Source organism: uncultured Clostridium sp., from assembly GCF_963527835.1.
Taxonomy (GTDB): Bacteria; Bacillota; Clostridia; order Clostridiales; family Clostridiaceae; genus Clostridium.
In genome coordinates this window covers 46762-71208 of the sequence record NZ_CAURTC010000012.1, presented here as the reverse complement: position 1 = coordinate 71208, position 24447 = coordinate 46762, and the positions used below count along the sequence as shown (strand labels likewise).

Annotated in this window: 20 protein-coding genes; 15 read left to right on the top strand and 5 right to left on the bottom strand. The window is 29.2% G+C overall.

Annotation, left to right across the window (positions count from 1 at the left end; genetic code table 11):
• Positions 1-24 precede the first annotated feature (24 nt).
• The 3 genes from gap (at position 25) to tpiA (ending at position 3218) form a co-directional block, all read left to right on the top strand.
• Positions 25-1041 carry a type I glyceraldehyde-3-phosphate dehydrogenase gene (gene gap, locus RYM86_RS08305; protein ID WP_315079496.1) on the top strand — a complete coding sequence of 339 codons (1017 nt, stop codon included), beginning with the start codon at positions 25-27 and terminating at the stop codon, positions 1039-1041.
• 116 nt (positions 1042-1157) lie between these two features.
• Positions 1158-2348, top strand: a complete 1191-nt coding sequence (locus RYM86_RS08300; protein ID WP_315079494.1) for a phosphoglycerate kinase — start codon at positions 1158-1160, stop codon at positions 2346-2348.
• A gap of 123 nt (positions 2349-2471) precedes the next feature.
• Positions 2472-3218 carry a triose-phosphate isomerase gene (gene tpiA, locus RYM86_RS08295; protein WP_003371300.1) on the top strand — a complete coding sequence of 249 codons (747 nt, stop codon included), beginning with the start codon at positions 2472-2474 and terminating at the stop codon, positions 3216-3218.
• A 105-nt stretch (positions 3219-3323) separates the two neighbouring features.
• Here tpiA and RYM86_RS08290 read toward each other — a convergent pair whose 3' ends face one another.
• Complete coding sequence (locus RYM86_RS08290; protein ID WP_315079486.1) at positions 3324-4385, bottom strand: PocR ligand-binding domain-containing protein; 1062 nt, start codon at positions 4383-4385, stop codon at positions 3324-3326.
• Positions 4386-4673: 288 nt separating this feature from the next.
• Here RYM86_RS08290 and RYM86_RS08285 point away from each other — a divergent pair, with 288 nt between their 5' ends.
• The 4 genes from RYM86_RS08285 to RYM86_RS08270 all read left to right on the top strand — a co-directional run bounded on the left by RYM86_RS08285 (position 4674) and on the right by RYM86_RS08270 (position 8662).
• Positions 4674-5276, top strand: a complete 603-nt coding sequence (locus tag RYM86_RS08285; protein WP_315079485.1) for an HD domain-containing phosphohydrolase — start codon at positions 4674-4676, stop codon at positions 5274-5276.
• 95 nt (positions 5277-5371) lie between these two features.
• The gene (locus RYM86_RS08280; RefSeq protein WP_315079484.1) at positions 5372-5917 is read left to right on the top strand and encodes a FlxA-like family protein; all 546 of its coding nucleotides are present in this window, start codon (positions 5372-5374) and stop codon (positions 5915-5917) included.
• A 360-nt stretch (positions 5918-6277) separates the two neighbouring features.
• Complete coding sequence (gene gpmI / locus RYM86_RS08275; protein WP_315079482.1) at positions 6278-7816, top strand: 2,3-bisphosphoglycerate-independent phosphoglycerate mutase; 1539 nt, start codon at positions 6278-6280, stop codon at positions 7814-7816.
• A gap of 261 nt (positions 7817-8077) precedes the next feature.
• The gene (locus RYM86_RS08270) at positions 8078-8662 is read left to right on the top strand and encodes a protein kinase (RefSeq protein ID WP_315079480.1); all 585 of its coding nucleotides are present in this window, start codon (positions 8078-8080) and stop codon (positions 8660-8662) included.
• 81 nt (positions 8663-8743) lie between these two features.
• On the opposite strand, the gene RYM86_RS08265 is transcribed toward RYM86_RS08270, so the two are convergent.
• Complete coding sequence (locus RYM86_RS08265) at positions 8744-10141, bottom strand: hypothetical protein (protein WP_315079479.1); 1398 nt, start codon at positions 10139-10141, stop codon at positions 8744-8746.
• Between the two features lie 331 nt (positions 10142-10472).
• On the opposite strand from RYM86_RS08265, the gene eno reads away from it, so the two are divergent.
• The 7 genes from eno to gltA all read left to right on the top strand — a co-directional run bounded on the left by eno (position 10473) and on the right by gltA (position 20391).
• On the top strand, positions 10473-11768 hold the full coding sequence (gene eno / locus RYM86_RS08260; protein ID WP_315079477.1) for a phosphopyruvate hydratase: 1296 nt from the start codon (positions 10473-10475) through the stop codon (positions 11766-11768).
• Between the two features lie 185 nt (positions 11769-11953).
• Positions 11954-12187, top strand: coding sequence for a preprotein translocase subunit SecG (gene secG / locus RYM86_RS08255; RefSeq protein WP_315079476.1), 234 nt, complete (start codon positions 11954-11956; stop codon positions 12185-12187).
• A 471-nt stretch (positions 12188-12658) separates the two neighbouring features.
• A complete protein-coding gene (locus RYM86_RS08250; RefSeq protein ID WP_315079473.1) occupies positions 12659-14686 on the top strand; it encodes a sodium-translocating pyrophosphatase in 2028 nt (675 codons plus the stop codon).
• Between the two features lie 223 nt (positions 14687-14909).
• On the top strand, positions 14910-17150 hold the full coding sequence (rnr, locus tag RYM86_RS08245) for a ribonuclease R (RefSeq protein WP_315079470.1): 2241 nt from the start codon (positions 14910-14912) through the stop codon (positions 17148-17150).
• A 175-nt stretch (positions 17151-17325) separates the two neighbouring features.
• Positions 17326-17796, top strand: coding sequence for an SsrA-binding protein SmpB (gene smpB, locus RYM86_RS08240; protein WP_315079467.1), 471 nt, complete (start codon positions 17326-17328; stop codon positions 17794-17796).
• Positions 17797-18112: 316 nt separating this feature from the next.
• Entirely contained in the window at positions 18113-19000 is an 888-nt protein-coding gene (locus RYM86_RS08235) for a sulfide/dihydroorotate dehydrogenase-like FAD/NAD-binding protein (RefSeq protein WP_315079466.1), read from the top strand.
• Positions 19000-20391, top strand: a complete 1392-nt coding sequence (gene gltA / locus RYM86_RS08230) for an NADPH-dependent glutamate synthase (protein ID WP_315079464.1) — start codon at positions 19000-19002, stop codon at positions 20389-20391. Before RYM86_RS08235 ends, gltA begins: the two co-directional genes overlap by 1 nt.
• Positions 20392-20719: 328 nt before the next feature.
• Here the strand turns inward: gltA and RYM86_RS08225 are convergent, their stop codons facing one another.
• Genes RYM86_RS08225 through modA form a run of 3 tightly spaced genes read right to left on the bottom strand, consistent with a single transcriptional unit; the run spans position 20720 to position 23280 of the window.
• Positions 20720-21769 (bottom strand): ATP-binding cassette domain-containing protein, encoded by a 1050-nt coding sequence (locus RYM86_RS08225; protein ID WP_315079462.1) that lies wholly within the window; start codon positions 21767-21769, stop codon positions 20720-20722.
• Between the two features lies 1 nt (position 21770).
• A complete protein-coding gene (gene modB / locus RYM86_RS08220) occupies positions 21771-22454 on the bottom strand; it encodes a molybdate ABC transporter permease subunit (RefSeq protein ID WP_315079460.1) in 684 nt (227 codons plus the stop codon).
• 22 nt (positions 22455-22476) lie between these two features.
• The gene (modA, locus tag RYM86_RS08215; RefSeq protein ID WP_315079458.1) at positions 22477-23280 is read right to left on the bottom strand and encodes a molybdate ABC transporter substrate-binding protein; all 804 of its coding nucleotides are present in this window, start codon (positions 23278-23280) and stop codon (positions 22477-22479) included.
• A 207-nt stretch (positions 23281-23487) separates the two neighbouring features.
• Between modA and RYM86_RS08210 the strand changes: the two genes are divergently transcribed.
• Positions 23488-24441 (top strand): helix-turn-helix transcriptional regulator, encoded by a 954-nt coding sequence (locus RYM86_RS08210; protein WP_315079456.1) that lies wholly within the window; start codon positions 23488-23490, stop codon positions 24439-24441.
• The last annotated feature ends 6 nt before the right edge of the window (positions 24442-24447 follow it).

Sequence of the window (24447 nt, the reverse complement as noted above, 5' to 3'; positions counted from 1 at the left end):
GCATTATTTTAGGAGGTAATTTTAATGGCAAATGTAAAGGTAGCAATTAATGGTTTTGGACGTATTGGACGTCTTGCATTTAGACAAATGTTTGGAGCAGAAGGATATGAAGTGGTTGCAATCAACGACTTAACAGATCCTAAGATGTTAGCTCACTTATTAAAATATGATTCATCACAAGGTAGATACGAAGAATCTGTAGAAGTTAAAGAAGACGGTATCGTTGTTAACGGAAAAGAAATCAAAATCTATGCTGAAGCTGATGCTTCAAAACTTCCTTGGGGAGATCTTGGTGTAGACGTAGTACTTGAATGCACTGGATTCTATGTATCAAAAGCTAAATCTCAAGCTCATATCGATGCAGGTGCTAAGAAAGTTGTTATATCAGCTCCAGCTGGAAACGACCTTCCAACAGTTGTATTCAACGTTAACCAAGATATCTTAACTGCTGAAGATAACATAATATCTGCAGCTTCTTGTACAACTAACTGTTTAGCTCCAATGGCTCAAGCACTTAATGACTTAGCACCAATTCAAACTGGTATTATGTCAACTATCCATGCTTACACTGGAGACCAAATGGTATTAGACGGACCACACAGAAAGGGAGATTTCAGAAGAGCAAGAGCTGCTGCTGTAAATATCGTTCCTAACTCAACTGGTGCTGCTAAAGCTATCGGATTAGTTATCCCAGAATTAAACGGTAAGTTAATTGGTTCTGCACAAAGAGTTCCAGTTCCAACTGGTTCAACTACAATCTTAGTTGCTGTAGTTAAAGGAAAAGACATTACAGTTGAAAGCGTAAATGCTGCTATGAAAGCTGCTTCTAACGAATCATTTGGATACACTGAAGAAGAATTAGTATCTTCTGATATCGTAGGAATCAGATTTGGATCATTATTTGATGCAACTCAAACTATGGTAGCTAAAGTTGATGAAGACACATACCAAGTTCAAGTTGTTTCATGGTATGACAACGAAAATTCATACACTAGCCAAATGGTTAGAACAATCAAATACTTCGCTAAATTCTTAAAGTAATTTTAGCTTTTAGTTAAAGTAATTAAAGTTATAAATAAGTCTGGTTTTGTAGTATAAGGCTATAAGGCCAGACTATTTTAAAATATTGAAAAATTTAATAATTAGAGGTGAACAAGATGAATTTTAACAAAAAGACAATTGAAGATATTCAAGTAAAAGGAAAAAAAGTCTTAGTTAGATGTGACTTTAATGTACCATTAAAAGATGGTGTTATAACAGATGTAAATAGATTAAACGGAGCTCTTCCTACAATTAAATACTTAGTTGAAAATGGTGCAAAAGTTATCCTTTGCTCACATATGGGTAAACCAAAGGGAGAACCAAAGCCAGAATTATCTTTAGCTCCAGTTGCTAAAAGATTAAGTGAACTTTTGGGAAAAGAAGTTAAATTCGCGCCAGATAACAATGTTGTAGGCGAAAATGCTAAAGTAGCAGTTGCTGAAATGAAAGATGGAGATGTAGTATTACTTGAAAATACTAGATACAGAAAAGAAGAAACTAAGAATGGTGAAGAATTCTCTAAAGAATTAGCATCACTTGCTGAAATTTTTGTTAATGACGCATTTGGTACAGCTCATAGAGCTCACTGTTCAACAGTTGGTGTAACTGATTATATTGATACTGCTGTATGTGGATACTTAATTCAAAAAGAATTAAAATTCTTAGGAAATGCAGTTGAAACTCCAGAAAAACCTTTCGTTGCTATATTAGGAGGAGCTAAGGTTTCTGATAAAATAGCTGTTATCAACAATCTTTTAGATAAAGTTGATACTATAATCATAGGTGGAGGAATGGCTTATACATTCTTAAAAGCTCAAGGATATGAAATCGGAACTTCATTAGTTGAAGAAGATAGACTTGACTATGCTAAAGAAATGATAGCTAAAGCTGAAGAAAAAGGTGTTAATTTCTTATTACCAGTAGATCATAGAGTTGCTGCAGAATTCAAAGATGTTGAAGCTACAGTAACAGAAGATCAAAATATTCCAGCAGGAAATATGGGATTAGATATTGGACCAAAGACAGAAAAATTATATGCTGATGCTGTTAAAGATGCTAAGACTGTAATTTGGAATGGACCAATGGGAGTATTCGAATTTGAAAACTTCAACAAAGGAACTATTGCAGTAGCTAAAGCAATGGCTGATTCAAATGCAACTACTATAATCGGTGGTGGAGATTCAGCAGCAGCTGTTAACATATTAGGATTCGGAGATAAGATGACTCATATCTCAACTGGTGGTGGAGCATCACTTGAATTCTTAGAAGGTAAAGTATTACCTGGTATATCTGCATTAAACGACTAATATTAAATAAGTTAATCAAAGGGTAAAACTTCTTAAAGGAGTTTTACCTTACTATGTAGAATTAGTTATTATAAAGATTCAAAACTTTATGTTTTATTATAATTTTATTATGAGGTGAAAACGATGAGAAAAGCAATTATTGCAGGAAACTGGAAAATGAATAAAACTGTTGATGAAGCAGTTAAAGTTGTAGAAGAATTAAAACCATTAGTTAAGGATGCTACTTGTGATGTAGTTGTATGTCCTACATTTGTATGTTTAGATGCTGTTAAAAAAGCAACAGCTGGATCAAACATAAAAGTTGCAGCTCAAAACATGCACTTTGAAGAAAGTGGCGCATTCACAGGAGAAGTTGCTCCAGGAATGTTAGAAGCTATGGGCATTGAATATGTTGTTTTAGGACACAGTGAAAGAAGAGAATACTTCAATGAAACTGATGAAGCAATAAACAAAAAGGTTAAAGCAGCATTTGCTCACAACATTACTCCAATAGTTTGTTGTGGAGAAACTTTAGAACAAAGAGAAAGCGGAGTTACTAATAACTTTATCGCTTGCCAAATTAAAGTTGATATTGCTGGATTAACTAAAGAACAAGCTGAAAAAGTTGTTATAGCTTATGAACCAATCTGGGCTATTGGAACTGGTAAAACTGCTACTAAGGAACAAGCTAATGAAACAATATTAGCAATCAGAAACGTTGTAGTAGAAATGTACGGTAAAGAAGTTGCTGATAAAGTAAGAATTCAATACGGTGGATCAGTTAAACCAAATACAATTACTGAACAAATGGCTATGTCTGATATAGATGGAGCATTAGTTGGTGGAGCTAGCTTAAAAGCAGAAGATTTTTCTGGAATAGTTAACTACTAATAATAATAAAAGGCTATGATTTAATCATAGCCTTTTTTGTTTTTAAGAAATTATATACATTTAAAATCTATAGATACTTTATAAATTCCTATGTTTAAAGGATTATTACTTATTATTTAAATCAGATAATTTATTTCCGAAGGTTTCAAGAAGTTCTGCATCTTTACGAAGATCAAAAATAGAATTGATTATTTGATTCAAAGCTTCAACATTTTCATTAACGTTTTCGTTAGTATCTTGAATTTGATCACTCATATTAAAAATAGAATCTTTTATAGTATGAAGAACGGTACCTATTTTTTTTGATTGCTCGCTATTCATGTTGGATAATTTTCTTATTTCTTGTGCAATAACACTAAATCCAGCACCAAATTCTTTAGCTCTAGATGCCTCTATTGAAGCATTAAGTCCTAATAAATTAGTTTGTGAAGAAACATTATTTATATATTTTGCTACTTGATCAATTTCTTCTACTTGATCAGCAGAAACATTAGCCGAAGTAATTAGTGTGTCAAATCTATTTGCTAGAATACTGTTTATTTCATTAACCCTATTTACATAATTTTCAACTTCGGTAATTTTTTTGTATATATTATGAGAAACTTCAAATAATTTTTTAGTTAAATCATTACCTATATATTTTTGATATCCAACATCTGAAAGGGTGTTAGCTATTATGAAAAGTAAATTGGCAGCAGCTTCAATTGATTCTTTTGAGAGAACCCTTATTTCTCTAACTGCATCAATATACTCATCCTCATTAACTCCTATTTCCTTTGCTACTATTCTAATTTTATCTTCTTTAGGAGGCTCAGGTAAAACTTGACCACCAACTAAAGAGCCAATTTGAATATCTCCTATTAAAATTGGAGCAGTAAAATCCATTAATCCAGCATGACAATAATAAGCAGTAGGTTTTTTAAATTTTCCGGATTTAAGTCCACCTTGAATATCACATTCATTACATCTTTTTAATCCTTTAGAAGTACCACGTGTTAGATTCATACAAAACTTTGAAGGTTTAGTCATTCTAGTAACAGGACCTTCAAGGTCAACAGCTAGTGTTGAAATTCCAGTAGTATCTGAAAACGCATCTAAAATTTTTTGAAGGGTATCTACATTTATTACGTCTGTTAACTTTACATTAGATAAGTTAGTATTTTTCATACAAAAAAGCTCCCTTTTATTTAATTTATTGTAAAATTCAACAAGAAAAAACAATTATTACTTGTTAAGCTATATTATACAGTAGACATAATTAATAATCAAAATATAGCAATAATTTTATTGAGTAAGACAGACTTTTTTTTAATATTTATTGAAATAAAAAGATGTCATATAAATATTAAATAAAAATGATAATTATTATCAAAACAATCATTTGATATACAATAATAATGTGATAATATATTAGTAAATATTAACATGTTAAATTTAAATAAAGAGGTAATAAAAATGTCAATAATAAATGAAGGTATAATATATCATGACATAATAGAAAGTATGGTTGCAGCATTAGAAGCTCGAGATCTATATACATCTGGACATTCTACAAGAGTAAGTGATATGACATATAAATTATGTAAACATTTGAATTTATCAGAGGAAATTTTAGAAATGTATCATATAGCTGCTCATTTGCATGATATAGGAAAGATAGGAGTTTCTGATAATGTTTTAAATAAAAAAGGCAAATTAGATTTTGAAGAGTGGCAAATGATGAAAAAGCATTCTGAAATAGGGTATAAAATTTTGAGTAAAGCTGAGAGCTTGAAAAATATATCTTATATAGTATTACATCATCATGAACGATGGGATGGAAAGGGGTATCCTGAAGGTTTGAAGAAAAATGAAATACCATTGGGATCTAGAATAATAGCACTTTGTGATTCTATAGATGCGATGCAGAGTAATAGACCATATAGAAATTTGATAAGTGATAAAGAATGTTTTGAAGAAATTTCAATAAATAGGGGGATAATGTATGATCCTGAAATTACAGATTGTATATTAGAAAATTGGAATGATATAGTAACTAAATATTATGGTAGTTTATAGCTATATAGATTAATTCTGGACAAACATTAAGCTAATGTTAAGCTTCATACTGTAAAATGTCCTTGAATTAGAAAAAAGTTCAAGGAGGGGATCTTATGCAAATAAATTCAAGTACAGCTACAAATAGTTATGCACAATCCAGCAATATAGATAATAGTAGTCAAATATCAAGTCTTGAAAGTAGCAAACAAAAATTAGAAAGTGAAAAAAATGAGTTGCTGCAAAATAATGAATTAGAAGATGATACTAAGCAAGCTCAAATACAATCTTTAGATGCTCAAATACAATTAATAGAATCACAAATTCAAAATGCTAAATCACAAAAATCAGAGAGTTCAAAAGGTTCACAAAGTTCAAATACCAAAGCAAATGAATCAAATGATAATGGTGATGAAGTAAGAAATGGTGTGGTAATATCATCTAGTTTAAAAGAAAAGTTACAGGACGGAAATTATAAAGAAATTAATAATGAAGAAAAACTATTAGAAATGCAAAAAAAAGATAAAGAACAAAACAAAGTATATACTTATAATGAAGTACATACTTATAAAAAAGATAATATAGAAAAAAGTGAAGATAGTATGGAAGAATATGTAGATAAAAATAAACAGTCTACAAATGAAGAAGAGATTACAGAGTAATAATAAAGTAATGTTATTTTAAAAATGAATTAGATAAAATTAAAAATAATAGCTAAATTTCGACAATAATAAATTGAAAGAATGGAGTTAAATCTAAAATTTGCTTTTAGATTTGACTCTTTTTGCTCTATATAATAAAAATTAGATTTTTACTAAAACATAGTAAATTCAACTTTTACATAAAGAATTTAGTATATATATTGTTGAGGATATACATTAAAAGAGATATAATCTTCACAGTTTTATAAGTTGCAATACATCTAAAAAAATAATATAATTAGAATGGTTAAAAATATAGAGAATAAAAGATAATATTAGTATATTATGATATTTTAATAATAAATCTGGAGGGATAGGAATATGTCAAAAAGACCAGTTATGTTAATGATATTAGACGGTTTTGGAATAGCGCCAAAATCTGAAGGAAATGCTGTAAGCTTAGCTAAAAAACCTAATTTTGATAGATTAGTAGCAAGTTATCCAACATCACAATTACAAGCAAGTGGATTAGAAGTTGGATTACCAGAAGGACAAATGGGAAATTCAGAAGTAGGTCATTTAAATATTGGTTCTGGTAGAATAGTATATCAAGAATTAACTAGAATTACTAAAGCTATTAAAGATGGAGATTTCTTTGAAAATGAATCTTTAATGAAAGCTATGACTAATGCTAAAAATAATAATTCTGCATTACATTTAATGGGGTTATTATCAGATGGTGGAGTACATTCGCATATCGAACATTTAAGAGGCCTTTTAAAATTCGCTAAAAAAGAAGGAATTCAAAATGTATATGTTCATGCATTTATGGATGGTAGAGACGTTGCACCATCATCAGGTAAAGAATTTGTAGAAAAAACTGAAGCTATGATGGCTGAAGTTGGCGTAGGTAAGATAGCTACTATAAGTGGTAGATACTATGCTATGGATAGAGATAATAGATGGGAAAGAGTAGAACTTGCATATAATGCCTTAGTATTAGGTAAAGGTGAAACTGCTAATAGTGCAGTAAATGCAATGGAACAATCTTACCATGATAATAAAACTGATGAATTTGTTTTACCAACAGTAGTTTTAGAAAATGGAGCTCCAACAGCAACAATAAAAAATGGAGATTCAGTTATATTCTTTAACTTTAGACCAGATAGAGCAAGAGAAATAACTAGAGCTATTAATGATAAAGTATTTGATGGATTTAAGAGAGAAACTCTAAATCTTACTTTTGTAACAATGACTCAATATGACAAGACTTTAGAAGGTGTTGAAGTAGCTTACAAGCCTCAAACTTTAGCTAATACTCTTGGAGAATATGTAAGTGAAAAAGGATTAAACCAATTAAGAATTGCTGAGACTGAAAAATATGCTCACGTTACATTCTTCTTTAACGGTGGAGTTGAAAAAGAAAATCCAGGTGAAGAAAGAGTTGTTATTCCATCACCTAAAGTTGCAACATATGATTTAAAACCAGAAATGAGTGCATACGAAGTAACTGATGAATTATTAAATAGATTAGATTCAGATAAATATGATATGGTAATTTTAAACTTTGCAAATCCAGATATGGTTGGACATACAGGGGTTATTCCAGCAGCTGTTAAAGCTATAGAATCTGTTGATGAATGCTTAGGAAAAATTGCTGACAAAATATTGGAAAAAGATGGATGCTTATTCATAACAGCTGACCACGGTAATGCTGAAACTATGATAGATTTCTCAACAGGCAATCCATTTACAGCTCATACAATAGATCCAGTACCTTTTGTTTGGGTTGCAAATAACACTGAAGGAAAAACTATAAAAGATGGTAAGTTAGCAGATATAGCTCCAACAATGTTAAATCAATTAGGACTAGAAGTTCCAGCTGAAATGACAGGAGAAAATTTAGTTACAACTAAATAATAAATGATTTTTAAAAGAGTTTAGTAAAAATAAATTACTAGACTCTTTTTTTATATAGAAATTTTAAAATTAATTATGTTTTAGCAGAGAGTTTATATACTCATAAGCAAATTACAATACCACTTTACTCATCCAATATATCAACACATATTAAAAAATATAGCCAAAGAAATAAAAGCTTTTTAAATAACAAGAACTTTTTCTTTGCATAAAGTTAGACTTTAGATAATATATTTATAAAAAAGACTTAGGATTGATGAAATGAAAAGAAATTTTGCTTATTCTGCTGATTTTGATGAAAAGACAGAAAAACTATTTAAAGAAGGAAAATATCTTGGACAAGGAAATAATGGGATAGTTTATGAGTTGCCAGGAAATAAAGTAGTGAAAATTTTCTTGACACAAAAAGTATGTAAGGACGAGGGAGGTATATTGTATAGAACAAATGGTTCGAAATATTTTCCAAGACTTTATAAAAGAGGTAAACTATATGTCGTAAGAGAAATAGTAGATGGTGAACGATTAGATGACTATATTAAGAAAAATGGTTTAAGTAAAAAATTAATAAAAAAGATATATAATTTGTTAACAGAGTTTAAAAAGCTTAAATTTACTAAACTTGATACTAGATGTAAGGATATATTTGTATCAGAGGATGAAAAACTAATGATAATTGATCCTAAAAAAGCATACTCTAGAAAAGTAGATTATCCAAGACACTTGATGAAAGGACTAAAAAGAATTGGTGTTTTAGATGAATTTCTTGAGGGTATTAAGGAAATAGATAAAAATAAAGCAAATCAATGGAACATTAAATTCGATAGGTATTTTAAAAATGAAAAATAAAAAATTTAAAGCCGTTAATCTAACTGATTTTATAATTATTTAGATTAACGGTAATTTTTATTTTAAAACATAGCCTTATTTTTAGATTAGAAAAATTAAAGCAAACAGCGTAGTTGTAATTAATCCTATTGTAACAGGAAGAAAGTTTTTTCTTGCGAGTTCAAGTGGAGATACTTTACATACAGCAGCAACAGGAATTAATGCCCAAGGTACTAAAGTTCCACCACCAATCCAAATTGTACAGATTTGACCTAAAGCAGCTAATGGAGATGAGTTTAGCTCTAGAGATGAAGAAAATAACATAGTTGATGAACCAACAAGAGAAAGACCAGAGAATCCTGAACCATCTAACCCAGTTAGTATTCCAACACCAGAAACTGTAAATGTTGCAATGATTTTATTTAAAGGAACAGCATTGGAAAGAGCTATACCTAAATCATTTATTATTCCTTCTGAAGTACTAGTTAACGGATTACCAATAATTTGTTCAAATCCACTACCACCCAAATAAAAAAATGTAGCAATAGGGATTACAGCACCAAAAACTTTAAATGCAAATTGAAAACCATCTATTAAGTAAGATGTTAATTGAGTTTTTTTTATGTCTTTAAATATACTTAAAAAAATTATAAGCAATAAAAATAGAGTAGTGCCACCAATTAATGAAGTTGCATTTTCACATTTAATGGATAATAAAAACATGAAAGCAACATCTAAGGCATAAGAAAACAACACTAAGAAAGCTAAAAAATTTTTCTTTGTTTTAGATATATTATCTTTAAAATCTTCCTTTAAATTATCTTCTAAATCTAGATTATCTCTTGTTGAATTAAGGTTATTATTTTTAATATCTTTCATTATAAAGTAAAAAGCTAAAATACTTGTAGTAAGTCCCATAACTAATTCTAAAATTATTATTGCTGGCATAAACTCGTTAATAGCTATACCAGCAGCATCGCAAGTTATTTTTGGAGCACCTTGTATTATGATATCGCTTGATAAAGCAATACCATGCCCAAATATATTCATAGCAATTGCAGCTCCTAATTTAGGTAGTCCTGCTTTTGCTGCTACTGGAACTAAAATAGCTCCAATTAGTGCTACTGCTGGTGATGGCCCAAAAAACCATGAAATTATCATCATGGAAATACCAATAATCCAATAAGCTAATACTTTATTTTTTATTAATTTAGCTAAAGGAGAAATCATAACTTCATTTATTCCGGTTACAGAAAGAAGATTACTAAGAGCAGTAATTACAGAAATTATAAGTATTATAGGAAGTAGTTCTTTGATTGCATAAAGAAAACCATTAAAAACAGACATAATAGATTCGGAAATAGAAAAATTACTCATAAATGCTATTGCTAAGATACCTATTATACATATAATTGAAATATCTTTTTTTAGTATAACAGATAGCAAGATCAATCCTATAAATACCAAGTAGACCCAATGAATAGCTGATAATGTAATCATATCTATACAAGCTCCTATAATATTATTTACTACCAAATTATGACTTATAAAGTCTAAATGTACCAAAATAAACTTTAAAAGGTAAGCTATGTTTTGGATTAAAGTTGATATATGCATAAGTAAAGTGGACGGAGTAATTGAATATGTCAACACATCTTAAAATAATAGTTTAATGAAAAAATAGTTAAAAATGTTTTTTGAATATTAAGGTTGAATATTAGTAATAATATTAAGGTAATTAAAAAAATCTTTTCATTTTATGTTTTATATATTAAAATGATATTGATAAGCATTATCAAATAATATTATATAATTCAAGGAGGGTAATTAAATGAACGATTACTTAGAAATAATAGACGTTGTTGCAAGACAAATATTAGATTCAAGATGTTTTCCAACTGTAGAAGTAGAAGTATATCTTGAAGATGGGACAGTAGGAAGAGCTGCAGTGCCATCAGGGGCTTCAACTGGTATGTATGAAGCAGTAGAGTTAAGAGATGGAGATAAAGATAAATATTTAGGTAAAGGTGTATTAACAGCAGTACAAAATGTTAATGACACAATTGCTGAAGAGTTAATAGGATGTAATGTATTTAATCAACCATATATAGATAAAATGCTTATAGAATTAGACGGAACTGATAATAAAGGAAAATTAGGTGCTAATGCAATCTTAGGAGTGTCATTAGCTGTTGCAAATGCTGCTGCCAATGCATTAGGATTATCTTTATATAAATATGTTGGTGGCGTAAATGCAAAAGTTCTACCAGTACCTATGATGAATATAATAAATGGAGGGTCACATGCTGATAATTCAGTAGATTTACAAGAGTTTATGATTATGCCAGTAGGAGCTACAAGCTTTACTGAAGCATTAAGAATGTGTGCTGAAGTATATCATACATTAAAGAATACCCTTAAAGATAAAGGATATGCTACTGGACTTGGAGATGAAGGTGGATTTGCCCCTAACTTAAAATCAAATGCAGAAGCTATTGATGTTATTATAGAAGCAATAACTAAAGCTGGATATAAGGCTGGAGAAGATATATTTATTGCTATAGATGCAGCATCTTCAGAATATTATAAAGATGGAAAATATGTATTGGAAAATGAAGGAAAGACATTAACATCAGCTGAAATGGTTGATTTTTTTGAAGATTGGGTGAATAAATATCCAATAATTTCAATTGAAGATGGTATGGCAGAAGAAGATTGGGATGGATGGAAGTTGTTAACTGAAAGACTAGGAAAGAAAGTTCAATTAGTAGGTGATGATTTATTTGTTACTAACACTGAAAGATTAGAAAAAGGAATAGAAATGGGGGCTGCTAATTCAATTCTTATAAAGTTAAATCAAATTGGTACTTTAACTGAAACTTTAAATGCAATAGAAATGGCTAATAGAGCTGGATATACTGCTGTTATTTCTCATAGATCTGGAGAAACTGAAGATACTACTATTTCTGACTTAGTTGTTGCAGTTAATGCAGGACAAATAAAAACAGGTGCACCAGCTAGATCAGAAAGAGTTGCAAAATATAATCAATTATTAAGAATAGAGGAAGAACTAGAAGAGGTTGCACAATATAGAGGAAAAAAAGCATTTTTCAATATAAGAAAATAATAATTGATATAAATATAGCATTTATTATAACTAAAAATAGTTACATTCATTTTGAGTGTAGCTATTTTTATGTATAAATATAGAAGCTTTACATTAATGAAAAGTTGTAATAAAATAAATGTTATGTTACAATTTTAATAAATATGTTATTTTGTAACGAGTTAACTATATAGGAGGGATTACCTATGCAAAGTATGTTAATGGGTGTAGAAGTACTATTAGGTTTATTAATAGTAGTAACTATATTTATGCAACCTAGTAAAGCTGATGCTTTAAGTGGATTAATACAAGGTGGATCAAAAGATACATTCTTTTCAAAAAATAAAGCAAGAACTAAGGAAGTAATGCTTGTAAGACTAACTTGGATCTTTACAGGATTATTTGCACTTAATACATTAATATTAAACTTTATGAGATAAAAGTAAGGACTACTTAACGAGAAGTAGTCCTTACTTTTATTTTTTAGCAAATTATAAAATAAAAAATCAGTAAATATGACAATACCTGATTAAGAATTGCAAAAGTTAAATTACAATGATATTTAACCTAGTTCATATATAAACATAGATTAAAATAAAAACAATTAGCTTAAAGAATATGGATATAAAATATGTAAAAGGAATTGTGATAGGGTGGCCTTAGTGATTTGTTATGTAGAGTAAAATATATGACATTTGAAATCTAAAAGTCTATATGCTAAAGGATTAACTTAAAATTAAGAGTTCTTTACTTAACTAAAATATGAAACTAAGATTTTATATCAATAGACATATAATATAATAAATGTATACTAAATAGACAAATAGAATTATTTTATTGTCATGAAATACAAAAATTATACATAAGAATAAATGATATATGAAAACCAATAAAATATAAGGAGGAAATGTATGAATCTATTATATGTTTCATTAATAGCTGGTTTTATTGCTCTTATTGTTGTTATTTTTTTAGCAAAGGATATCTTGAAAAAAAGCCCTGGAAATGAAAGGATGATTGAAGTTTCTGGTTACATTGAAGAAGGTGCAATGGCTTTTTTAAGAAAGGAATATTCTTACTTATGTGTGTTTATAGTAGTAGTTGCTATTACTATATTAGTATTTTTAAATTATAAAACAGCAATAGCATTTGTTGTTGGTGCACTATTTTCAATTATAGCAGGTTATATTGGAATGAGGATAGCTGTAAAATCTAATGTTAGAACAGCCGAAGCTGCGAAATCAGGAATAAAAGAAGCACTATCAGTTGCTTTTTCAGGTGGAACAGTAATGGGATTATGTGTAGTAGGACTAGGCATAATTGGACTAAGTATTTTTTCAATTGTATTTGATTTAAATGTAGAGTATATAACTGGATTTGGATTAGGTGCATCTTCTATCGCTTTATTTGCAAGAGTTGGTGGTGGAATTTATACAAAAGCAGCTGATGTTGGGGCAGACTTAGTGGGTAAAGTTGAAGCTGGTATTCCTGAAGATGATCCAAGAAATCCAGCAGTTATAGCAGACAATGTTGGTGATAATGTTGGAGACGTTGCAGGTATGGGAGCAGATTTGTTTGAATCTTATGTTGGTTCAATTATATCTGCAATAACACTAGGTGCTGTATTGGTTAGTTCATGGGGAAAAGAAATAGTAATTTTCCCATTGGTTTTATCGTCAATAGGTATCTTAGCATCATTAATAGGAATCGTATTTGTAAAGTCATATAAAGGAGATAATCCTCAAAAGGCTTTAAATTTAGGTAGTACAATTTCAGGTGCAATAGTATTAGTAGTAGGATTTATAGCTTGTAAATATTTGCTTGGAAGCTACAAAATTTTCTTACCCGTAATAGCTGGATTACTCGTAGGATTACTAATTGGTAAAATTACTGAATATTATACTTCTGCTGATTATAAGTCAGTTAAATTTATTGCAAATGAATCAGAGACAGGTCCTGCAACAAATATTATAGCAGGATTATCAGTTGGAATGAGATCAACAGTTGTACCTATATTACTAATTGCTGTAGGAATAATAATATCATTTTTTGCAATAGGTGGAGCAAAAGATACTGCATTAGGCTTATATGGTATAGCACTAGCAGCAGTAGGAATGTTATCAACAACAGCTATAACAGTTGCAGTTGATGCATATGGACCAATAGCAGATAACGCTGGTGGTATAGCAGAAATGTGTGATTTAGATGATAGCATAAGAGAGATCACTGATAAATTAGATTCTGTTGGTAATACAACGGCAGCAATAGGAAAAGGATTTGCTATTGGTTCAGCAGCACTTACTGCATTAGCACTTTTTGCATCATATTCACAAATAGTAAATCTAGAAACTATAAATTTACTTAATCCATTAACATTAGTAGGAGTTTTAATTGGTGGTATGCTACCGTTCCTTTTTGGTGCATTAACTATGCAATCAGTAGGAAAAGCAGCAACTCAAATGGTTGAGGAAGTAAGAAGACAATTTAAAGAAAATGATGGAATATTAAAAGGTACTCAAAAACCAGATTATTCAAAATGTGTTGAAATATCAACTAATGCAGCTTTAAAAGAAATGATACTTCCAGGAATATTAGCTATAGCAGTACCATTATTAGTTGGAATATTATTAGGAACTGAAGCACTTGCAGGAGTAATTGGTGGTGGTGTAGTCACAGGAGTTATGCTTGCAATTATGATGGCAAATGCTGGTGGCGCATGGGATAATGCTAAGAAATATATTGAAAGTGGAGTACATGGCGGAAAAGGCAGTGATGCTCATAAAGCAGGAGTTGTTGGAGATACAGTTGGAGATCCATTTAAGGATACTTCAGGACCATCTATGAATATTTTAATAAAACTTATGACAATTGTTTCAGTAGTATTTGCACCTGTAATATTAAAATATGGTGGAATTTTGATAAACCTATTTATTAAATAAATAATTAGATTAAGCTATATTTTAGCTAGAAAGATTGCAAATTAAATTTATTTATAAATTAATAATTTGCAGTCTTTTTTTGTTAAAATGAAATAAATTTTAATTTATAAGTAAATACTAAAGATAATTATAAAAAATATATATTATAAAATGTTATTGTGGTAGTATATACTTAATATAATAGAAATATTTGCTATCAGTTAAGGTAACAGGAGGACGTGTTATGACAATAAAAGAAACATTATTAAGTTTTATGAAAGAACCTGCTTATAGTCCAATGAATATTGAAGAGTTGGCTCTTGTTTTTGATATAAAATCACATGAATATGGTGATTTCAAAAAGATATTAAAAATCATGGGGAATGAAGGCTTGATTTCAACTACTGAAAAAAATAAATACTTTATAGCTGAAAATGCAGCAGTAATAGAGGAGAGTGCAGGCTTAATTACTGGAAGACTTCAAGCACACCCAAAGGGATTTGGATTTTTAATACCAGATGCAGAAGGAGAAAATGATGTATTTATTCCAGGTTCATGTATGAACGGAGCAATAAATGGAGATAAAATACAAGTTCAAATAACAAGAGAAAATTCTAATACTAAAAGAAGAGAAGGCGAAGTTTATAAAATTCTTGAAAGAAATACTACTAAAATAGTGGGTATATATGAAGACAATAAAAACTTTGGATTTGTTGTTTCAGAAGATACAAGAATTACTCAAGATATTTTTATTTCTAAAAAGGATAGAAATGGAGCAGAAAATGGTGATGTAGTTATAGTAGAAATAACTAAATGGCCTGATAGAAAAAGAAGCCCAGAAGGATTAATAAAAGAAGTGCTAGGTAAAAAAGGCGATAAAGGTATTGATATTTTAACAATTATAAGAAAGTTTGGTTTACCAGAAGAGTTCAGTAAAAAAGTTTTAAAATTTGCAGAACAAATTCCAGAAACTATAAAGGCTGAAGAATATAAGAGAAGAGTAGATTTAAGAAATATTAGAATGGTAACTATAGATGGAGAAGATGCTAAGGATTTAGATGATGCTGTATCTATAGAAAAATTGGAAGATGGAAATTTTAAATTAGGAGTTCACATTGCGGATGTTACTCATTATGTTAGAGAAAATAATATATTAGATAAGGAAGCTTTGAAAAGAGCTACTTCTGTTTACTTAATAGATAGAGTTATTCCTATGTTACCTAAACAATTATCTAATGGAATATGTTCATTAAATCCAAAAGTTGATAGGTTAGCATTAAGTTGCTTTATGGTAATAAATAATAAAGGAACAGTCATAGATCATGAAATAATGGAAAGCGTTATTAAAACAAGTGAAAGAATGACTTATACCGATGTTACTAAGATATTAAGAGATAATGATGAAGAATTAATAAAAAAATATGATTATCTTTGTGAAGATTTTAAATTAATGGAAGAACTTTGTTTAATATTAAGAAGTAAGAGAATGAAAAGAGGAGCAATTGACTTCGACTTTGAAGAATCAAAGATAATCTTAGATGAAATGGGAAAACCAATAGATATAAAGCCATATGAACGTGAAATAGCTAATAAAATTATAGAAGAATTTATGCTAGTTTGTAATGAAACAGTTGCTGAGCATATGTTCTGGAGTAAACTTCCTTTTGTATATAGAGTTCATGAAACTCCAGATGAAGAAAAGTTAGTTAAATTTAAAGAATTTATATATAATTTAGGATATAAAATTAATTGGAGTGAAGATGTAAATCCAAAAACTTTACAAAGTATATTAGAACAAGTTAAAGGAAAGAAAGAAGAAACAATAGTAAGTACATTATTACTAAGATCAATGATGCAAGCACGTTATGCACCAGAATGTGTAGGTCACTTTGGATTAGCTGCTCAATATTATTGTCACTTTACATCTCCAATAAGAAGATATCCGGACTTACAAATTCATAGAATAATAAAAGAACATCTTAATGGAGAAATTGATGATGCAAGATTTAAAAAATTAGTACCGATAGTTGATGTAGCATCAAAACAATCATCTGAAAAAGAAAGAGTAGCTCAAGAAGCAGAAAGAGAAGTTGATGATTTAAAGAAAGCTGAATATATGCTTGATAAAATAGGAGAAGAATTTGATGGAATGATATCTTCTGTTACATCTTTTGGAATGTTTGTTGAATTACCAAACACTATTGAAGGATTAGTTCATGTTACTGAGTTAGATGATGATTACTATATATTTGATGAAGCACACTTAGCGTTAATTGGTGAGAAGACAAAGAACATGCATAAACTTGGAGATGAAGTAAAAGTAAAATGTGTTAAGGTTGATATAGATAATAGAGAAATTTATTTTAAACTAGTTTCAACAAAAATAGATGAAGATAATGAAGATAAAGAGAATAATGAAGAGAAAACCAGTAAAGAAATTATAAAGGAACTTTTATCTTCAGAAGAAGATCCCATTCTTAATTAAACATCTATTAATTGATTAAAAATATTAGTTATATTATAATTTTTATATAAAAGTTAATATGAAACCTAAATTATACAGTAGGCTGTGTTTTAAATATATGTTGTTTATAAATATAGAAATATTATGTTAAAATACAGCCATACGTTAAAATTTATAATTATTTGTGGGTGATTAAATGGTAAGAAAAAAAAGTTCAAATACTTTAGCAGAAAATAGAAAAGCAAGACATGAGTATTTTATAGAAGAAACTATTGAAGCTGGTATTGCATTGGTTGGAACAGAAGTAAAATCTATTAGAAATGGTAGAGCTAATTTAAAAGAATCTTATGCGGATATTAGAAATGGCGAAATTTTTATATTAAGTATGCATATAAGTCCATATGAACAAGGAAATATATTTAATGTTGAGCCTTTAAGAGAAAAAAAATTATTATTACACAAGTCAGAAATTCATAGACTAGCAGGTTTAGTATCTCGAGATGGATATACTTTAATTCCATTAACATTATACTTAAAAGCTGGAAAAGTTAAAGTTGCTTTGGGTATTTGTAAAGGTAAGAAAGATTACGATAAAAGAGATTCTATGTTAGAAAAAGCTCATAATAGAGAAATGCAAAGAGCTATGAAAGAAAGAAATAGATATTAGTGAGATGTTTATTTTAAGACAGTGTTAATATTATAGTATAATAAAAAACTAATTTAATGGAATTTTATTTGAATTTTTATTAAATTAGTTTTTTATTTTTAGATTATGTTTTAAAATAGTACTTATATATGCATGAGTAAAGCTAAACTAAGTAAATATAAATCTTATTACAAATAAATAGAAAATATTTTAAAAATGTACATTTTAGTAAAATAACACATTAATTAAGTAAATATTCAAAGAAATAATTTCAAAAATTTATTAAATTGGTGTATATTTATAGTATGCAAATAAAATCTGAACAGGGGGAACAGAAATGTATAAGATAGTTAGTAAAAGAGAGCTTACAAATAATATCTTTTTAATGGATATAGAAGCTCCAAGAGTAGCAAAATCAGCAAAACCTGGTCAATTCATAATTATAAAAAATGATGACAAAGGTGAAAGAATTCCTTTAACTATTGCAGATTATGATAGTAAAAAGGGAACAGTAACAATAGTTTTTCAAACTGTTGGAAAAAGTACAAAGGAATTAGCTCAATATGAAGTTAATGATTATGTAAGTGACTTTGTTGGACCATTAGGACAACCAAGTGAATTTATTCATGAAGATTTAGAAGAATTAAAAAAGAAAAATATTATTTTTGTAGCAGGTGGAGTTGGTGCTGCGCCAGTTTATCCTCAAGTTAAATGGATGCACGAAAATGGTATTGATGTAGACGTTATAGTTGGTTCTAGAAATAAAGAATTATTAATATTAGAAGAAGAAATGAAAGCTGTAGCCGGAAATCTATATATATCAACAGATGATGGAAGTTATGGATTTAATGGTAGAGTTACTGATTGTTTACAAAGTCTAGTTAATGAAGGAAAGAAATATGATCATGCCGTAGTTATTGGACCTATGATAATGATGAAATTTATGGCGGCTTTAACTAAAGAACTTGGAATTAAGACAACCATTAGCTTGAATCCGATTATGGTAGATGGTACAGGAATGTGTGGTGCTTGTAGAGTTACTGTTGGAAATGAAATTAAGTTTGCGTGTGTTGATGGACCAGAATTTGATGGACATTTAGTTGATTTTGATGAATCAATGAGAAGACAAACTATGTACAAGAGCGAAGAAGGTAGAGTACAATTAAAGGTCGAAGAAGGAAATACTCATAGTCATGGCGGCTGTGGTTGCAGAGGTGATAAATAATGGATATGAAAGATAGAATGGTTAAGGTTCCTGTAAGAGAGCAAGATGCAAAAGTTAGAGCAACAAACTTTGAAGAAGTATGCTTAGGATATAATGAAGAAGAAGCTAAAAAAGAAGCATTAAGATGTTTAAATTGTAAGAATCCTAAATGTATAGAGGGATGTCCAGTAGCTATAAACATTCCAGGATTTATATCACACATAAAAGATAGTAAATTTGAAGATGCAGCAAAGGAAATTGCAAAATATAGTGCACTTCCAGCTGTATGTGGCAGAGTATGTCCACAAGAAAGTCAATGTGAAGGCAAGTGTGTATTAGGAATAAAAGGTGAACCAGTATCAATTGGTAAACTAGAAAGATTCACAGCTGATTGGTCTGCAGAACACAATGTTGACTTAAGTGAAACAGCTCCTTTAAATGGCAAAAAAATTGCAGTAATAGGAAGTGGTCCTTCTGGACTTACTTGTGCTGGAGATTTAGCTAAAAAGGGATATGATGTTACTATATTTGAAGCTTTACATAAAGCGGGTGGAGTTTTAGAATATGGTATACCTGAATTTAGATTACCTAAGGAAAAGGTAGTAAAAAATGAAGTTGAAAATATTAAAAAACTAGGTGTTAAAATTGAAACTAATGTTATAATAGGAAAAACTATAACTATAGATGAACTTTTTGAAGATGAAAAGTTTGAAGCTGTATTTATAGGATCTGGTGCAGGTCTTCCTAAATTCATGGGTATAAATGGAGAAAATGCAAATGGAGTATTTTCTGCAAATGAATTTTTAACAAGAGTTAACTTAATGAAAGCATATTTAGATGAATATGATACTCCTGTTAAGAATGGCAAAAAAGTTGCAGTAGTTGGTGGCGGAAATGTTGCTATGGATGCTGCAAGAACAGCATTAAGACTTGGAGCTGAAAGCCATATAGTATATAGAAGAAGTGAATCAGAACTTCCAGCAAGAGTTGAAGAAGTACATCATGCTAAACAAGAAGGAATAATTTTTGATTTATTAACTAATCCAAAAGAAATATTAACTGATGAAAATGGATGGGTTAGTGGTATGAAGTGCGTTAAGATGGAACTTGGTGAGCCCGATGCATCTGGAAGAAGAAGACCAGTTGAAATTGAAGGTTCTGAATTTATTATGGATGTAGATACTGTAATAATGTCACTTGGAACATCTCCAAATCCATTAATTTCATCAACAACCGAAGGATTAGAAGTTAACAAGTGGAAATGCATAGTTGCAGATGAAGATGGATTAACTACTAAAGAAGGCGTTTATGCTGGCGGAGATGCTGTTACAGGAGCTGCAACAGTAATACTTGCAATGGGTGCTGGTAAGAAGGCCGCAGAAGCTATAGATGAATATTTACAAAGCAAATAAATATTTAGTAAAATAAAAATGGTTGTATCAAACTATGGTTATTTTAACCTATGGCTGTGTTTTAGTAGCGTATTGATATATACAATGCCACTTTACCTATTGTATATATCAACACATATTTAAAATAGAGCCTAATCTATAAAAGAGGGTCCATTTTAAAATATGAATCCTCTTTTTAATGCACAGGAATTTAAAAGTATATATTTTTAGAAAGTTTTTAGGGCTTTTAACCAAAACTTTCAATTCTAATTTCTTTACTCTCAACTAAAAAGCTTGAAATTTAATTAAGCATCATTAAATAAGTGATATATCTTAATTTTAAATAATCTTAAAATAAGAATAAATCATCAGTAGAAAATGTAAGATATAACAAATCACCTTTAGAAAAAGTAATTAGATCTTTATTTAGCCTAAAGTTTATCAAATTAGAAGTTACTTTATTAGGATTTTTAAGGTAAATTGTATAATCAAAAGGATTTTCTATTATATTTTCAACTATAAAGGGAAATGTGTTAGGGACAGTTTTATTATTACATAATTTTATATTATGTTCTCTTATACCTATATAATTAATATCTTTTATATTATAACTAGAATTTATAATATATTCATAGCCCCAATCTTCGGCATAAACAATGCTATCACCTATTATTTTTATATTAGATATGTTTTGGCAACCTGTTAATCTAGCTTCAGCAAGTGATTTTGGAACATTAAATAATGATTTTTTATCTCTTATGTCAAGAGCAGAACCATTATCATAGACAATAATATTATCACATACTCTATAGGCCTCTTCTATATCATGAGTAACAAAAATAACAGTACCATCGTAATTATCTAGAATAGATAGTAATTCTTTTTCCATGTTATGTCTAAGGTGATGGTCTAAAGCTGAAAAAGGTTCATCTAAAAGTAATATATCTGGAGACGTAATTAGAGCTCTAGCTAAAGCAACTCTTTGTTGCTGCCCACCAGACAACTGCCAAGGATAATTTTTTTCTAAGCCACTTAATCCAAATCTATTTATATATTTATTAACTCGATTATTAATATTAGATTTTTTCATATTTAATAGTCCGAGTTTAATATTTTCTTCAACAGTCATGTTAGGAAATAAGGCATAATTTTGAAATAAAAAGCCTACTTTTCTATTTTTGCATGAAACAGAGATGTTTTTTTCAGAATCAAATAGAATAGTATCATTTAATATTATTTTTCCTTCTTCAGGCTTGTCTAATCCAGCAATACATTTTAAACTCATACTTTTACCTGAACCAGATGCCCCTAGAAATCCTAATATTCCTTTTTTATGATTGAATTCCACATTCAAAGAAATTGAAGATAATTCCTTTTTTGTGTTTACATATAAAGACATATTACTTAGTTCTCCTTCCAATGAGTTTAAGTTGTAAATCTGACCAATAATTTAATAAAATAATCATAAATAATGATAGTGATACGATTATCACAACCCATAAAAGGGCTTTTTGCATGTCACCACCTTCAACTGCAAAAAATATTGCCAGTGGCATAGTTTGAGTTTTTCCAGGAATATTACCTGCAATCATTAAAGTTGCACCAAATTCACCCATAGCTCTAGCAAAGGATAATACTAGCCCTGCTATTATTCCAGGCCAAGATAATGGGATAGCAATTTTATAAAATATTTGTAGTTCACTTAATCCGAGTGTTCTAGCGGCTGCAATAATATTGCTGTCTATTTGTTCAAAGGCAGCTCTAGCTGTTCTGTACATCATTGGGAAAGAAACAACTATTGCAGCTATTACTGTAGCAGTCCAAGAAAATATTAAGGATTTATCAAATATTAAAAATAATTTTCCTATAAATCCATTTTTACCACATAAAAGAAGTAAAAAGAATCCAACAACAGTTGGAGGAAGAATTAACGGCAAATTTAATAAACCATCAATTAAGCCTTTTAGTTTTCCATTAAAATTAGCCATCAAGTATGAAACGATAATACCTAATATAAAGGTAAGGCATGTTGCGACTAAAGATGTTTTTAAAGATATCCATAATGGTGAAAGGTCCATACCCATATTAATTCCTCCTCATAATTAATTAATCTATAGATTTATAACCATATTTTTCAAGAATGTTTTTAGCATCATCTGTAAATAAAAAATCCTCAAATTGTTTTGAAGCTTCTTGTTTAGAAGTATTTTTTATTATTGCAATAGGATAAGTGATAGGAGAATGTGATTCTTCAGAAATAGTTTCAATTATTTTAGCATCTTTATTATTTAAGGCATCACTTAAATAAACAAAACCAACATCAGTATTACCTGATATAGACCAAGCTAGTACCTCTTTCACATCTTTTGCAAATACTAATTTTGATTCTATATCAGATTTTATGTTCAAATTATTGAAAGTCTCATCGGCATATTTTCCAGCAGGTACACTCGATGGTTCACCAGCTGCAATTTTTTTTACTTTATCAGTTTTTAAATCTTCAATACTAGTAATAGTTGTAGAATTAGGTCCAATAAGGACTAATTCATTTTTTACTAAGTCTTTTTTAGTAGATTCAAGTAATAAATTCTTTTCATCTAATTTTTTCATTTGACTTTGGCCAGCTGAAATAAAGATATCACAAGGAGCACCTTGTTCAATTTGTTGTTGCAAAGAACCTGATGAACCATAATTTACAACAAGATCAGTATTAGGTTCAATAGATTTAAATTTTTCTTGAATATCAGCCATAGCCTCTTTTAAGCTAGCTGCTGCTGAAATGTTAAGTTCTATTTTTTCAGAGCTGTTAGATTGGGCAGAGCTGTTTGGTGTTTCTTTTTTTGCACATCCTGAAAGTAATACTATACAAGATGTAACCGTTAATAATGTAATTAAAATTTTCTTTTTCATAAATATCTCCCCTTTTTAACATTGTTTTGCATAGTTTTATTGAGCTTTACCTTGTTTTGTACATTTTTAATAATTTTACCATTATTTAACGATGGGTTCAACAATACAATTGCTTTTATAACAAAATTTTCCTTCAAAAACATAATATTTTATAGCAACTATTATTTCTTAATGATAGAATTAATTTATAAAAGGGGGAGATTAATTGTGGACTCAGAAAGATCATTGACTGCACTTGAAGTATCAGAATTATTAAAAATAAATAAAAATACAGTTTATGAACTTGTAAAGAGAGGCGAATTACCTGGTTATAAGATAGGAAAAAAATTAAGGATAGATGAAAAAGATGTTTTTGAATATATAAATAATCAAAAATCTTCTTCAAGAAATAGTAAAAATATCACAAAAAACTATTTAAATAATAATGTAAATATAAATTCTGAATTTAAAGTAGAAAATGATATCATAATTTCAGGACAAGATATTATTTTAGATGTTTTAGCTCGTCATATTGAAGAAAAAACTGATAATATTAGAGTTTTACGTTCAAATGTTGGCAGTTATACGAGTTTGTGTGATTTATATAATGATAAGATATCAATATCGTCATCACATCTTTGGGATGGTGATACAAATGAATATAATACAGCCTATGTAAGGCGATTAATTCCAGGAATTCCTTGCATAATAATTAATTTAGCTTATAGAAGACAAGGTTTTTATGTAGCGAAAGGAAATCCATATAAAATAACAACATGGAATGATTTAATAAAAAATGATATAAGTATAGTGAATAGAGAAAAGGGATCAGGTACTAGAGTATTGTTAGATGAGAAGTTAAGATTATATAATGTTGAAGGCGAGTCTATTAAAGGCTATAACTTTGAACAATCATCTCATTTAGCAGTAGCAAGTAGCATAGCTGTTGGGGATGGAGACTTAGGGATAGGAATAGAAAAGGTTGCTCATCAAGTAAGTGAGATCGATTTTATACCTATACAAGAAGAACGATATGATTTAATTATAAAAAAATCATCTTTAAAATATCCAATTTATAAATTAATAATTGAAATAATTCAATCTGAGAAGTTCAAAAAAGAAATCAAAGGATTGGGTGAATATGATTTAAGAGATATGGGCAAAATTCTTGCTGAAACTTAAAAGCTA